Source organism: Thermomonospora cellulosilytica, from assembly GCF_014138835.1.
In the GTDB taxonomy this organism is placed as follows: Bacteria; Actinomycetota; Actinomycetes; order Streptosporangiales; family Streptosporangiaceae; genus Thermomonospora; species Thermomonospora amylolytica.
The window spans coordinates 1,590,311-1,604,215 of record NZ_JACJII010000001.1; the positions used below are offsets into that span (position 1 = coordinate 1,590,311).

A 13,905-nucleotide genomic window follows, 5' to 3' on the forward strand; every position below is an offset into this window, starting at 1 on the left:
CGTCCAGACATTCGACATTTACTGATCGTCATTGCAAATGTCTGTTGACAAACGATCGGGGCTGCGTGAAGCTGAAGGCCCCGTGCGTCCCACATCGCACGGAGCCTTGGGCGCCCGCCGGTCTCAGCCGAGGCGGCGCAGGTTCTCGCGGTAGTCGCGGGCGTTGCGCACGTAGAGCCGCACCGCGTCGTCCAGCCAGTCCTCGTGACGTGCCCGCTCGCCCGTCGGCCGGATGCGGGCGGGGACGCCCAGCGCCATGGAGCCCGGCGGGACCTCCAGATCCTCGGGGACCAGGGCGCATGCGCCGACGATGGAGCCGGTGCCGATCCGGGCGCGGTTGAGGACGACGGAACCGGAGCCGATCAGGCAGCGGTCCTCGACCGTGCAGCCCTCGGCGTGGACGTTGTGCCCGACGACGCAGTCGGCGCCGATCAGCGTGGGCCACTGCTCGGTCGTGTGCAGCACCGCGCCGTCCTGGACGGACGTGCGGGCGCCGACCTCGATGCGGCCGTAGTCGCCGCGCAGCACGGCGTTGGGCCATATGGACGACTCCGGGCCCAGCGTCACCGCGCCGATCACCACCGCGTCGGGGTGCACGTAGGCGGTCTCGTGGATGACGGGCACCCGGTCGCCGAGTGCGTAGACGGCCATGCGGTTCTCCTTCACATGCGGAAGAGCGCCTGCCCGGGGCGCACGGACCTAGCGCTCCAGGTCGCGCAGCGCGGGATACACCCGGAGGGCGTTGCCGCCGTGCACGAGCGCGACGGTCTCCTCGTCCAGTCCCAGGTCGGCGATGGCGCGGGCGTTGCGGGCGACGCCCGGAACGCCCGGCCAGTCGGTGCCGAAGATGAACTTGCGGGCCAGCCTGGCCAGGTCGTACCTCGCGTAGTACTCCGGCAGCCTGCGCGGCGGCAGGCCCGACAGCTCGATCCACACGTTGTCGCGGGACAGGGCCAGGAACGCCGCCGCGTCGTACCACCAGCCCCGGCCGCCGTGCGCCAGCACGATGTTCAGGCCGGGGAAGTCCCGCAGCACGTCGTCCAGCAGGACGGGGTCGGCGTACTTGTTGCAGGCCCCGGGGAACGAACTGGTCCCGCAGTGCACGATCACCGGGATGCCCGCCTCACGGCACACGAAGTACGCCGGATACAGCGCCGGGTCGGACGGGCTGAACCCCCCGTGCACCGGGTGCAGCTTCAACGCCACCGCGCCCAGCTCGATCTGCCGGTTCAGCTCCGCGTCGATCGGGTGGTGCAGGTGCGGGTTGACGTTGGCGACCGGGCGGAACCGCCGCGGGTTGTGCTCGACCAGCGGCAGCACGTCCTCGATCGGCTGCATCCCGGTGGCCTTGGGGCTGTACTCGCACAGCAGCAGGGCCGCGTCCACGCCCTCGGCCTCGAAGCAGGCGTCGACCCGTTCGGGCACCAGCGTGCCGTCCGCGTCGTACAGGTCGGGCCACGGATGGGAGTGCCCGAACTCCTCGGCCCACGCCCGCCACGCCGGACGCAGCGTGGGCAGCCGGGCCGCGTGCACATGCGCGTCGATCAGCAGGTGCCCGTCCAGCATGCCGCCTCCTCTCAGCCGACGGGGTGGGCGGCGACCAGTTCGGTGTCCACGCCGATCCTCCCGACAACGGACGCGCCCCCGGGGTTGCCCAGGCTCTCGGACCTGCCCGGCAGCGGCTCGTTGAAGAAACGGGCGTTGTCGGCGATGTACGGCTCGTACTCGGGGCGGACGCGGCGGTCCTGCGCGATGGCCTCCACGGGGCAGGCCGGCTCGCAGGCGCCGCAGTCGATGCACTCCTTCGGGTTGATGTAGAGCTTGCGCTCGCCCTGGTAGATGCAGTCGACGGGGCATTCGTCCACGCAGGACATGTCCATCTCGTCGATGCAGGGTTCGGCGATGACGTACGGCATGACGGTTCCTTCTACAGCGCGTCGGTGGAGTGGCCGGGGAACAGCGCGGCCCGCGGGTCGATGAGCACCGCCGCGTTGTTGACGGCGGTGGCGGCCTCCCCGAAGCCCACGGCGATCAGCCGGACCTTGCCGGGGTAGTCGGTGATGTCGCCGGCCGCGAAGACCCCGCGCCGGGCGGTGCTCATGGTGGTGTCCACGGGGATGTGCCGGCGGTCGCGGACGTCCAGGCCCCAGTCGTTCAGCGGCCCCAGGTTGGCGGTGAAGCCCAGCGCGGCGATCACCCGCTGCGCCTTCAGCTCCCGCCGCTCCCCGGTGGGCGTGTGCACGACCTCGACGGACTCCACGTTCGGCTCCCCGCGCAGCGCGGCCACCTGGCAGCAGGTGAGGATCTCCACGCCCGCGTCCCGCACCTGCCGGACGGTGTGGGCGTGGGCGCGGAACGTCTCCCGCCGGTGCACCAGCGTCACCGAACGGACGATGGGATGCAGGGCCAGCGCCCAGTCGAACGCGCTGTCCCCGCCCCCGACGATCACCACGTCGGTGTCGGCGTACTCCTCGGGGCGCGGCACGAAGTACGCCAGGCCCCGGCCCTCGTACTCGCCCCCGGCGGGCAGCGGCCGGGGGGTGAACGTCCCGATCCCGCCGGTCACCAGGACGGCCCGGCACTCCACCGAGGCCCCCTCCCGGCTCGTCACCCGGAAACGGTCCCCGTCCTGTTCGAGGGTCTGGGCGCGGTGCCCGAGCAGGTACACCGGGTCGAACCGGCCCGCCTGCCGCACCAGCCCCGCCACCAGGTCCCGGCCCTTCACGGACGGGAACCCGGCGATGTCGTAGATCGGCTTCTCCGGATACATCGCGGTGACCTGGCCGCCCGGCTCGGGCAGCGAGTCCATCACCGCCACCGACATCTCCCGGAAGCCCGCGTAGTAGGCCCCGAACAGGCCCACCGGCCCGGCCCCCACGATCAGCAGGTCGACCTCGGTCATGCGGGCGTTCCCTTCTCTGCGACGAGTTCCCTGGCCAGCTCCCGGATGGCGAAGCGGCGGAGCTTGCCGGTGGCGGTCTTGGGCAGCTCGTCCACGACGACGACCTGCCGGGGCCGCTTGAAGGCCGCCAGGCGTTCGCGGCAGTGGGCGATCAGTTCCCCGGCGTCGACCGTGGCGCCGGAGGCGGGGACGACGCAGGCGACCGGCTTGTCCAGGCCGTGGCCGTCCGGCACCGCGACCACCGCGACCTCGGCGACGGACGGGTGCTCGACCAGGCACTGCTCGACCTCGGCCGGCGACACCCAGATGCCGCCCGCCTTGATCATGTCGTCGCTGCGCCCGAGGCAGGCGTAGTAGCCGTCCTCGGACCGCACGTACTTGTCGCCGGTCCGCATCCACTCGCCCTGGAAGGCCCGGCGGGTGACCTCGGTGCGGCACCAGTACCCGGTGGTCAGCGACGGCCCCCGGATCAGCAGGTCGCCGGGCTCCCCGGGCGGGACCTCCGCGCCGGTCTCGTCCACCACCTTCACCTCGTAGCCCGGCACCGGGCGTCCGGAGGTCCCCGGCCGTACCTCCCCGGGCCGGTTGGACAGGAAGATGTGCAGGGCCTCCGTCGACCCGATCCCGTCCAGCAGTTCGACCCCGTACCGCTCGGTGAAGCGGCGGTACAGCTCCGGCGGAAGGGGCTCCCCGGCCGACACCGCCAGCCGCACCGAGGCGAACGCCTCGCGCGGCACGTCGGCGTCCAGCAGCGCCGCGTAGAACGTCGGGACGGCGAAGAACAGCGTCGGCCGGTCCGCCGTCAGCCGTTCCGTCACCCCGGCGGGCGTCGGGCGGGCCGGGTCCAGGATCGTCGCCGCCCCCGCCGACAGGGGGAACAGCGCCGCGTTCCCGAGCCCGTAGGCGAAGAACAGCCTGGCCACCGAGAAGCACCGGTCCTCCGCCGTGACGCCGAGGACCTGCGCGGCGTAGCACTCGGCGACGTGCCGGACGCTGCCGTGCCGGTGCATCGCCGCCTTCGGCGTCCCGGTGGTGCCGGAGGTGTAGAGCCAGAACGCGGGCGACTCGTCCCACGTCCCGTACACCGACTCGTCGTCCCCCGCGGCCAGGAGCTTGTCCCACGCCCAGGCCCGCACCCCGGCGGGCACCTCGACCGGGGCGTCGCCCGCCAGCACCACGTCCCGGACCTCCGAGACCGCCAGCGCCTCCTGCGCGGCGGCCGCGAACTGCGGGGTGACCAGCAGCATCCGCGCCCGTGAGTCGGCCAGCAGCCGGCCCAGCTCGGCACCGTTGTACATGGTGGACACCGGCACGGGCACGGCCCCGATCCGCATCCCGGCCAGGAAGGCGATCAGCAGCTCCGGCCCGTCGGCGGCGAACAGCACGATCCGCTCCTCGGGGCGCAGCCCGGCGGCGCGCAGCCCGGCGGCGACCCGCCGGACCTGCTCGGCGAGCTGCGCGTAGGTGAGGGCGCCGCCCGGCCCGGCGACCGCGACGCGGTCGCCGTGGCCGAGGTCGAGCCGTCTGTCGACCAGGTAGGAGGCGGCGTTGAAGGGTTCGGGCATCGGGGTCTCCCGCCTCAGGCCAGGTGGACGTACTCGTAGTCGAAGGGACGGCCGTTGATGCCCTGCTTGGGCGGGGCGACCCAGGCGGCGATCTTGCCCGGCTCGTAAACCGGCTGCATCAGCGAGGCGACGTAGGCGCGATCGTCGTCGGTGGGCAGCCAGTCGCCCTTGCGGGCGTCCCACTCCTGCGCGGTGACGACCCTGCCGTCCGGGGTGACATGGTGCCCGGCGAACGCCCCGACCTCGCGGTGGAAGCCCACGTGCGGCAGCCGCAGCCGGTGGTCGATGCCGGCGTCCTCCAGGATCCGGTTCCAGCGGGTCACGCCGTTCTGGCAGTCGGCGATGTACTCGCCCCGCAGGTCGTTGTTGAGGGCGACCAGCGCGGGCGTCTCGGCCTCCACGATCCGGCCGTCCTCGACCTGGGTGACGGTGGCGACGGCCTCGGCCAGCACGTGGTCGTCCTTGCGGCGCTCCTCCTGCCAGCGCCCCTTGAGCCCGGCGGTGAAGTAGTTGGCCACGTTGGTGGAGGTCTCGCTGCCGAACAGGTCGAGCGAGACGCTGTAGTGGAAGTTGATGTACTTCTGGACGATCTCCAGCGGGATCCCGCCGAACGCCCGCACGTCGGCGGTGTCGTGCTCGCGCATGATCTGCGCGGTCCGCTCGACCACCCGGTCCACGCCGGTGGTGCCCACGAACATGTGGTGGGCCTCTTCCTTGAGCATGAACTGGCAGGTCCGCGACAGCGGGTCGAACGCGCTCTCCTTCAGCGTGCCGAGCTGGTACTTGCCGTCCCGGTCGGTGAAGTAGGTGAACATGTAGAACGACAGCCAGTCGGGGGTCTCCTCGTTGAACGCGCCGAGGATGCGGGGGGAGTCGTCGCTGCCGGAGTTGCGGTGCAGCAGCGCCTCGGCCTCCTCCCGGCCGGTCCGCCCGAAGTAGGCGTGCAGCAGGTAGACCATCGCCCACAGGTGCCGGCCCTCCTCCACGTTCACCTGGAAGAGGTTGCGCAGGTCGTACAGGCTGGGCGCGGTCATCCCCAGGTGCCGCTGCTGCTCGACGGAGGCGGGCTCGGTGTCGCCCTGGATGACGATGAGGCGCTGCAGGTCGGCCCGGTACTCGCCGGGGACCTGCTGCCACACCGGCTCGCCCTTGTGCTCGCCGAACGCGATGCGCCGGTCGGGGTCGCGTTCGGACAGGAAGATGCCCCACCGGTACTCCGGCAGCGCCACGTGGTCGAAGTGCGCCCAGCCCTCACGGCCGACCGAGACGGCGGTGCGCAGGTAGACGTCCTGGGTGGGCAGGGCCGGGCCCATCTCGCTCCACCACTGCAGGAACTTGGGCTGCCAGGACTCCAGCGCCCGCTGCAGCCGCCGGTCGCTGGACAGGTCGACGTTGTTGGGGATCCGCTCGGTGTAGTCGATGCTGCTGGTCACGGTCAGACTCGCTTCCGGTCGTAGGTGGCCTTGCGTCCGGTGCCGTACTTGCGCAGCGCGCCCTCGGGACCGGAGGCGTTGGGACGGACGAAGATCCAGTTCTGCCAGGCCGAGAGCCGGCCGAAGATCTTGGTCTCCACGGTCTCCGGGCCGACGAAGCGGTGACTGGCCTCCATGCCGGTCAGGGCGTCGGGGCTGAGGGAGGAGCGCTCCTCCAGCGCGATGCGGACCTCGTCCGCCCAGTCGATGTCGTCGAACGCGAACGTCACCAGGCCCAGCTCGGCGGCCTCGGCCGCCTGGAGGGGACGGCCGGTCAGCTCGCGCAGCCGCTCCACCTGCCCGGGCTCGCCGTAGAAGCGGGACTGCAGCCGGGTCAGCCCGTTGCCCATCGGGTAGGGACCGAAGTTCGCGCCGGTCGGCACGATGCGGGCGGGCTCGGCGTCGGGGTCCTCCTCGAACGCGCCCTCCAGCATGTAGGAGCGGTCGCAGGCCAGGACGACCTCCAGCAGCGGCCCGGCGAAGCAGGAGCCCGGCTCGATGAGGGCGATCAGGCTGCGGCTGGTGACGTCGAGGCGCTTGAGGGTCCGCTTGAGGTAGTGGCGGATCTCGTTGACCAGCCAGTCGTCGGCGTGCACGGCCAGCAGGTCGTCGTAGGCCAGCACCCGGCCGATGTCGCCGCGGGCCTTGAACACCCACGTGCCCAGCTCCAGCTCGTTGGTGCGCAGCCGCAGGATCAGGTCGTCCAGCTCGCGGGTCAGCGCCAGCGGCCAGAAGTCGGCGCCGAGGTCGTGGACGCCCTCGACGGTCTGCGGGGCGTCCTCCTGCGGGCCGCGCAGGGTGATGGTGACGACCCCCAGCTCGCGGTCCAGCTCGGCGGTGACGTGCCGGTACGCGATGGTGTCGGCGGTGACGGTCCGCTCCAGCGGGGTGAGCGTGATGCCCTTGGCGCCGCGCGGCCGGTGGGAACGGGCGGCGAACTCCTGCGCCCGCCGCTGCACCGTCTCGGCGAACCGGCTGCGCGGCACGGCCTCGTCCACCAGCTTCCACTCCACGGCGGTCGCGCCGCGCACGCCCTCGCTCTTGGTGGCGAACACGTCCGCCAGGTCCTTGCGGACGCCGCGCTTGTCGACCACCCGGGTCAGCCCGCCGGTGCCGGGCAGCACCGCCAGCAGCGGCACCTCCGGCAGCGACACCGCCGACGAGCCGTCGTCGATGAGGATGATGTGCTCGCAGGCCAGCGCCAGCTCGTAGCCGCCGCCCGCGGCCGTGCCGTTGACCGCGGCGATGTAGGTCTGGCCGGAGTTGGCGGTGGCGTCCTCGATGCCGTTGCGGGTCTCGTTGGTGAACTTGCAGAAGTTGACCTTCCACGGGTGGCCGGAGGCGGCCAGCATCCGGATGTTGGCGCCGGCGCAGAACACCTTCTCCAGCCCGCCGGTGATCACCACGGCGCGCACCTCGGGGTGCTCGAACCGCAGCCGCTGCACCGCGTCGTACAGCTCGATGTCCACGCCGAGGTCGTAGGAGTTCAGCTTCAGCTCGTAGCCGGGCACCAGCCCGCCGTTCTCGTCGACCCGGAGCACGATGCGGGCGATCTCGCCGTCGATCTCCAGCCGCAGGTGCCGGTAGGAGCCGGGATGCGCGTCGAACGACACCACGGGCACCGCGTCCTGCCCGGTGGGTGCCTCCGCCGCTGCGGTGAGGGACATGAGTCGGTGCCTCCCTTGGTCGGGTCTGCCTGGTGGGCCAATCTTTGACATCTTTATTCCGCTACGTCAAGACTCTGTAGCATGTTCGAGTGCTCGGGAGGCAGACGATGAGGCAGTACGACGCCCTCTACATCGACGGGAAGTGGGTCGCCCCGGCGGCTCCGGCGTTCGTCGACGTGCTCGGTGCGGCCGACGCGACGACGATCGGACGTATCCCGCAGGGAGGCCCGGCGGACGTGGACGCGGCGGTGCGGGCCGCACGCGGGGCGTTCGACGGCTGGGCGGCCACCCCGCCCGGCGAACGCGGCGCCGTGCTCACCGCGCTGCACCGGGCGCTGACGGCGCGCGCCGAGGAACTGGCCGCCACCATCGCGCTGGAGGTCGGCACCCCGCTGAAGATGGCCCGCCGCGTGCAGGTCGGGGCGCCGCTGTCGGTGCTGGCCTCCTACGCCGAGATGGCCGCCGGATACGCCTGCGAACGGCGGGTCGGCAACTCGCTGGTCGTCCGCGAACCCGCCGGGGTCGTCGGCGCCATCACCCCGTGGAACTACCCGCTGCACCAGGTCGTCGCCAAGGTCGGGGCGGCGCTGGCGGCGGGCTGCACCGTCGTGCTCAAGCCCGCCGACGACGCCCCGCTGAGCGTGTTCATGCTGATGGAGGCCGCCCACGAGGCCGGGGTGCCCGCCGGGGTGCTCAACCTGGTGACCGGCTCCGGCCCGGTCGTCGGCGAGGCCATCGCCGCCCACCCGGACATCGACATGGTGTCCTTCACCGGCTCGACGCGGGCCGGGACGCGGGTCGCCGGGCTGGCCGCCCGCACCGTCAAGAAGGTGTCACTGGAGCTGGGCGGCAAGTCGGCCAACGTCATCCTCGAGGACGCCGACCTGGAGCGCGCGGTGCGGACCGGAGTCAACAACGCGTTCCTCAACTCCGGTCAGACCTGCTCGGCCTGGACCCGGATGCTGGTGCCCCGCCCGATGCAGGAGGAGGCGCTGGACATCGCCGTCCGCGCCGCCCGGCGCCTGACCGTCGGGCACCCGCTGGAGGAGTCGACCCGCCTCGGCCCGCTGGCCTCGGCCCGTCAGCGCGACACCGTCGTCGAGTACATCAGGATCGGCATCGCCGAAGGCGCCCGCCTCGTCCACGGCGGCCCCGAGGCGCCCCTGGACTCCGGCTACTACGTGCGGCCCACGATCTTCGCCGACGTCCGCCCGGAAATGCGCATCGCCCGTGAGGAGATCTTCGGCCCGGTACTGTCGGTGCTGCCGTACGACGGCGAGGACGAGGCGGTGCGGATCGCCAACGACAGCGACTACGGCCTGCACGGCGCGGTCTGGTCCGCCGACCGCGACCGGGCGCTGCGCATCGCCCGCCGGCTGCGCACCGGCCAGGTCGACGTCAACGGCGGAGCGTGGAACCCGCTGGCCCCGTTCGGCGGCTACAAGCGCTCGGGCGTGGGCCGCGAGCTGGGCGAACCCGGGTTCGAGGAGTTCTGCGAGATCAAGTCCGTCCAGCTGTGACCGGACCGACATCCGACAAAAAGATGTCGTCACGACTGCCATACTCGAACTGAACTTTGCGCCGGGCGGCCCCGGGCCCGCCGATCACGGAGGCGGCGGGGCCGCGCGGGGTTCACCGACAGTGCGATCGGAGGCCGGATGGGGACCAGGGACGCCGGGCCGGTGCTGTCCCGGCGCGGCAGCATCAGCGCCGCCAGCGCCCGCTCGCTGCTGCTCACCGTCCTCGGCGAGTTCGTGCTCCCGGCCGGCGAGCCGGTGTGGACCTCCACCTTCCTCCACGTCCTGGCGGGCCTGGGCGTGGAGGAGAAGTCCTCCCGCCAGGCCATCACCCGCACCGCCGCCGACGGCTGGATCGTCTCCCGCCGCGAGGGCCGCCGCGTCCGCTGGGAGCTGACCCCGCCCGGCCGCCGCATGCTCACCGAGGGCGCCGAACGCATCTACTCGTTCGGCGTCGGCGGCGGCTCCTGGGACGGCCGCTGGCTGGTGGTCATGGCCTCCGTCCCCGAATCCCAGCGCCGCCTGCGCCACCAGCTGCACACCCGCCTGGCCTGGGCCGGCTTCGGCAACCCCACCGCCGGGATGTGGGTCAGCCCCCATCCCGACCGGGAGTCCGAGGTCAAGCAGATCATGACCGACCTGGGCATCGGCTCCACGGCCTTCTCCTTCGTCGGCCCCTTCGCGGCCATCGGCTCGGAGGCCGAGCTGGTGGCCCGCGCCTGGAACCTCGACGAGGTCGCCGAGCGCTACGAGACGTTCCTCGACCGGTTCTCCGGGATGAAGCCCCTGCCCGGCGACCCGATGCTGCAGGCCCAGGTGTGGCTGGTGCACGAGTGGCGCCGCTTCCCGCTGCTGGACCCGATGCTCCCGGACGCCCTGCTGCCGCCCGGCTGGACGGGCCGCCGGGCCCGCCGCCTCTTCGAGGACAAGCACGCCGCCTGGAAGGAAGGCGCCGAGCGGCGCTGGCGGGAACTCGCCGAGGGCTGAACCGGGCGGGGCGTCAGCGGCGGCGCCCGTCGAGGAACGCGGTCATGCGTTCGCGCTTGTCCTCGCTCTCGAACAGGACCGCCTGGGCGACCAGCTCCAGGGCGGGATGGGCGCCCTCGGGGGCGTCGACCGCCAGCTTGGACAGGCGCAGGGCCAGGGGGCCGTTCCGGAGCATCCTGTCGACCAGCGCGTTCGCCCGGGCCGGCAGCTCCTCCGGCGGGACGACGGCGGTGACCAGGCCGAAGCGGTGGGCCTCCGCGGCGTTCAGGCGGCGGCCGGTCAGCAGCATCTCCTTGGCCAGGCTCTCGCCGACCAGCCTCGGCAGCCGCCAGGTGGCGCCGGCGCCCGCAATGATCCCCAGGGCCGCCTCGGGCTGGCCGAACACCGCCCGGTCGGTGGCGATGCGCAGGTCGCAGGCGTAGGCGAGCTCGGCGCCGCCGCCCAGGGCGTGGCCGTCGATCGCCGCGACCGTGGGCATCGGCAGCTCGCGGATGCGCTGGAAGATCCTGAGGTTGATGCCCGCCAGGGCGTCGTCCGTGCGCCGCTCCAGGAGCTGCCTGATGTCGGCGCCCGCCGCGAACACCCCGTCCGTGCCGCCGGTCAGGATCATGACGCGCGGGTTCCGCTCCAGGTCCTCGCACACGGCGTGCAGGTCGCGCACCATGTCGAGGTCGATGGCGTTGCGCTGCTCGGGGCGATCGAGCCGGACGGTGACGCGGCCTTCGCCCTCCTGGACGTCGAGCGTCCGGTAACCCATCTACTCGCTCCAGTCGTAGAAGCCGCGGCCGGACTTCTTGCCCAGCTCGCCCCTGGCGACCTTCTCCTCCAGGATGCGCGGTGGGGCGAAGCGCGGGCCGTAGGTCTCGGCGAGATGCCGGGCGATGTCGAGGCGGACGTCCAGGCCCACCAGGTCGGTGAGCCGCAGCGGTCCCATCGGGTGCCGGTAGCCCAGCTCCATCGCGCGGTCGATGTCGGCGGCCTCGCCCACGCCCTCCTCCAGCATCCGCATGGCCTCCAGGCCGAGGGCGACGCCCAGGCGGCTGGTGGCGAAGCCGGGGGTGTCCTTGACGACGATGGACTCCTTGCCGATGCGGGCCACCAGCTCCCGGGCGGACCGCAGGGTCGGCTCGTCCGTGGCCGAGCCGCGCACGATCTCCACCAGCGGCATCGCCCACACCGGGTTGAAGAAGTGCAGGCCGATGAAGCTCGCGGGATCGGTCAGGCCCTCGGCGATGGCGTCGATGGACAGGCCGCTGGTGTTGGTCGCGAGCATCCGGGGCTCGAGGGCCTCGGCCGCCCGCAGGACGGTCCGCTTCAGCTCCAGGCGTTCGGGAACGGCCTCGACGACCAGCGCGGGGTTCGTCGCCTCCACCTGGTCCAGCGAGGACCTGAAGACGATCCGGCCCACCAGCGCGCCGGCGTCCTCGGGGCCGAGCCTGCCGCGCCTCACCGCGCCCTGCGCGACCTCCGCGATCCGGGTCCGGGCGGCCCGGGCCCGGCGGTCGTCGGGCTCCACCACGGTCACGGCGTCACCGGCGGCCGCCAGCACGTACGCGATGCCGAGACCCATGGTCCCGGCGCCGATCACCACTCCGTCCATGAGCGACACTCTACACTCTTGTGTCGCAACACTAATTTAGTGTCGTGTTACTTGTCCTCGCGGCCCAGCCCGTCCGCCGACGCCAGATTGGCCAGCCGCACCTCGCCGCGGGCGATGTCGCGGCCGTCCTCGTCGGTGATGACCACCTGCCAGAGCTGCTGGGTGCGGCCCCGGTGGACCGGGGTGGCGGTCGCCGTGAGCACGCCCTCCCGCTTGGCCCGCAGGAAGTTGGTGTGGTTGGACACCCCCACCACGTTGCCCCGGTCGCCGAACCACAACGCCGCGCCCGTGCTCGCGGTGCTCTCCACCAGCGCGCAGTAGACCCCGCCGTGCACGATCCCGTACGGCTGCTGCAGCTCGGGGGTGATCTTGCAGGTCGCCGTGACCCGGTCGGCCGTCAGCTCGGTGTAGTTCATCCCCAGGGTCGTGTCGAACCCCGGCCACGGCCCGAACCCGCCCGTGCCCGCGTCGCCGCGTGCCCGCGGATCGCTCATCTTCGGCCCTCCGTCACCTCTCCCGGCATGTCCCGGCAAGTATCCCATCCGGCCATTCCACAGAACTATTGACGGTCGCGGACTTTCTGTGGAACATGGCGCCACCGGCGAAGGGAAGCCCGCATGATGACGCCGTTCAACGCCTGCGACCTGCTGCTGCACGCAGCCCGCCACCCCGACACCGCCGCCCGCACCGCCGTCACCGGACCCGCCGGCGACCTCACCTACGCCGAGCTGGACGAGCTGGTCGGACACGTCGCCGCCGGTCTGCAGACCTGGGGGCTGCGGTCCGAGGAACGTGTGGTGCTCTTCATGCCGGACGGGCCGTCGATGGCCGCATCGATCCTGGCCGCGATGCGGCTCGGAGCCGTCCCCGTCCCGGTGTCCACCATGCTCACCGGGCCCGAGCTGGCCGCCCTGCTGGCCGACTCCCGCGCCCGCGTCCTGCTGGTCGGCGGGCCGTTCACGGTGGCCGCCGAGGCGGCCGTGGCGCAGGCCCCGGGAATGACCTGGGTGGCCGTCGAGGGCGACGCCCGGTTCCCCGTCCCGGCCGGGGTGCGGTTGCGGCCGTTCGACGAACTCGTCGAGGACGGCCGCCGGCGAGGCGGGGAACTGGTCGACCCCTGCGTCACCTCCGAGGACTCCTGCGCGCTGTGGCTCTACACGTCCGGGACGACCGGCAGGCCCAAGGGCGCCATGCACCGGCACGCCAACATCCGCCACGTGGTGGAGACCTACGCCCGGAACGTCCTGCGGATCACCGCCGAGGACCGGTGCTACTCGGTCGCCAAGCTGTTCTTCGCCTACGGCATCGGGAACTCGCTGTTCTTCCCCTTGGCGGCCGGGGCGACGACGATCCTGGACCCGGCCCGGCCCACCCCGGACGGTGTGGCCGAGCGGCTGGTCGAGTACCGGCCGACGCTGTTCTTCGCCGTTCCCACGTTCTACGCGGCGCTGCTGAACGCCGACGTGCCGCGTGCGGCGTTCGCCTCCGTGCGCCTGGCGGTGTCGGCGGGCGAGCCGCTGCCCACGGACCTGTACCACCGTTTCACCGACCGGTACGGGGTCGAGCTGCTGGACGGGATCGGCTCCACCGAGGCCCTGCACATCTTCCTGTCCAACCGGCCCGGTCAGGTCCGCCCGGGCACCACCGGCACCCCCGTTCCCGGCTACGAGCTGCGCCTGGTGGACGAGAACGGGCGGGACGTCGCCCCCGGCACCCCCGGTTCGCTGCTGGTCAAGGGCGAGTCCATCGCCACCGGCTACTGGGCGCGGACCGCGGCCACCCGGCAGGTCTTCCAGGGCGAGTGGCTGCGGACCGGCGACACCTACGTCCGGGACGCCGACGGCTACTACACCTGCCTGGGCCGTACCGGCGACATGCTCAAGGCCGGCGGCATCTGGGTCTCGCCCGCCGAGGTCGAGGCCCGCCTGCTGGAGCACCCGTCGGTCGCGATGGCCGCCGTCGTCGGCGTCCCGGACGGTGACGGCCTCGACAAGCCGGTGGCCTGCGTCGTCCCGGTGGACGGGGCCGTGGTGAACCCGGCGGAGCTGATCGAGTTCTGCCGGGCGGGGCTGGCCTCGTTCAAACGGCCCCGCGAGGTGCTGGTCGTCGACAAGCTCCCCACCACCGCCACCGGCAAGCTCCAGCGCCATGTCGTCCGCGAGCGGGCCGCCGCCCTCCTGGCGGCCCGCTGACGG

General features: G+C 72.4%; 13 protein-coding genes. 3 read left to right on the forward strand and 10 right to left on the reverse strand.

Annotation, left to right across the window (positions count from 1 at the left end; translation table 11 throughout):
* Positions 1 to 123 precede the first annotated feature (123 nt).
* From HNR21_RS07735 to boxC, 7 genes are read right to left on the reverse strand one after another with little or no spacing between them, the layout of a single operon-like run.
* The gene (locus HNR21_RS07735) at positions 124 to 651 is read right to left on the reverse strand and encodes a gamma carbonic anhydrase family protein (protein WP_182704629.1); all 528 of its coding nucleotides are present in this window, start codon (positions 649 to 651) and stop codon (positions 124 to 126) included.
* Between the two features lie 48 nt (positions 652 to 699).
* Complete coding sequence (locus HNR21_RS07740) at positions 700 to 1,566, reverse strand: amidohydrolase family protein (protein ID WP_182704630.1); 867 nt, start codon at positions 1,564 to 1,566, stop codon at positions 700 to 702.
* Positions 1,567 to 1,577: 11 nt separating this feature from the next.
* Complete coding sequence (fdxA, locus tag HNR21_RS07745; RefSeq protein ID WP_182704631.1) at positions 1,578 to 1,916, reverse strand: ferredoxin; 339 nt, start codon at positions 1,914 to 1,916, stop codon at positions 1,578 to 1,580.
* Positions 1,917 to 1,927: 11 nt separating this feature from the next.
* Positions 1,928 to 2,902, reverse strand: a complete 975-nt coding sequence (locus HNR21_RS07750; protein ID WP_182704632.1) for an NAD(P)/FAD-dependent oxidoreductase — start codon at positions 2,900 to 2,902, stop codon at positions 1,928 to 1,930.
* On the reverse strand, positions 2,899 to 4,467 hold the full coding sequence (locus tag HNR21_RS07755; protein ID WP_182704633.1) for a benzoate-CoA ligase family protein: 1,569 nt from the start codon (positions 4,465 to 4,467) through the stop codon (positions 2,899 to 2,901). Before HNR21_RS07755 ends, HNR21_RS07750 begins: the two co-directional genes overlap by 4 nt.
* 14 nt (positions 4,468 to 4,481) lie before the next feature.
* Positions 4,482 to 5,900, reverse strand: a complete 1,419-nt coding sequence (gene boxB / locus HNR21_RS07760; RefSeq protein WP_182704634.1) for a benzoyl-CoA 2,3-epoxidase subunit BoxB — start codon at positions 5,898 to 5,900, stop codon at positions 4,482 to 4,484.
* A 2-nt stretch (positions 5,901 to 5,902) separates the two neighbouring features.
* Complete coding sequence (boxC, locus tag HNR21_RS07765) at positions 5,903 to 7,606, reverse strand: 2,3-epoxybenzoyl-CoA dihydrolase (protein WP_182704635.1); 1,704 nt, start codon at positions 7,604 to 7,606, stop codon at positions 5,903 to 5,905.
* A 107-nt stretch (positions 7,607 to 7,713) separates the two neighbouring features.
* On the opposite strand from boxC, the gene HNR21_RS07770 reads away from it, so the two are divergent.
* Positions 7,714 to 9,126 (forward strand): aldehyde dehydrogenase family protein, encoded by a 1,413-nt coding sequence (locus tag HNR21_RS07770; protein ID WP_182704636.1) that lies wholly within the window; start codon positions 7,714 to 7,716, stop codon positions 9,124 to 9,126.
* A 138-nt stretch (positions 9,127 to 9,264) separates the two neighbouring features.
* Entirely contained in the window at positions 9,265 to 10,110 is an 846-nt protein-coding gene (locus tag HNR21_RS07775) for a PaaX family transcriptional regulator (protein ID WP_182704637.1), read from the forward strand.
* A gap of 13 nt (positions 10,111 to 10,123) precedes the next feature.
* Here HNR21_RS07775 and HNR21_RS07780 read toward each other — a convergent pair whose 3' ends face one another.
* From HNR21_RS07780 to HNR21_RS07790, 3 genes are read right to left on the reverse strand one after another with little or no spacing between them, the layout of a single operon-like run.
* A complete protein-coding gene (locus HNR21_RS07780; protein WP_182704638.1) occupies positions 10,124 to 10,867 on the reverse strand; it encodes an enoyl-CoA hydratase/isomerase family protein in 744 nt (247 codons plus the stop codon).
* Complete coding sequence (locus HNR21_RS07785; protein ID WP_182704639.1) at positions 10,868 to 11,710, reverse strand: 3-hydroxyacyl-CoA dehydrogenase family protein; 843 nt, start codon at positions 11,708 to 11,710, stop codon at positions 10,868 to 10,870.
* Positions 11,711 to 11,757: 47 nt separating this feature from the next.
* Positions 11,758 to 12,204, reverse strand: coding sequence for a PaaI family thioesterase (locus tag HNR21_RS07790; protein WP_182704640.1), 447 nt, complete (start codon positions 12,202 to 12,204; stop codon positions 11,758 to 11,760).
* A gap of 123 nt (positions 12,205 to 12,327) precedes the next feature.
* Here HNR21_RS07790 and HNR21_RS07795 point away from each other — a divergent pair, with 123 nt between their 5' ends.
* Positions 12,328 to 13,902, forward strand: coding sequence for a benzoate-CoA ligase family protein (locus tag HNR21_RS07795; RefSeq protein ID WP_182704641.1), 1,575 nt, complete (start codon positions 12,328 to 12,330; stop codon positions 13,900 to 13,902).
* Positions 13,903 to 13,905 lie beyond the last annotated feature (3 nt).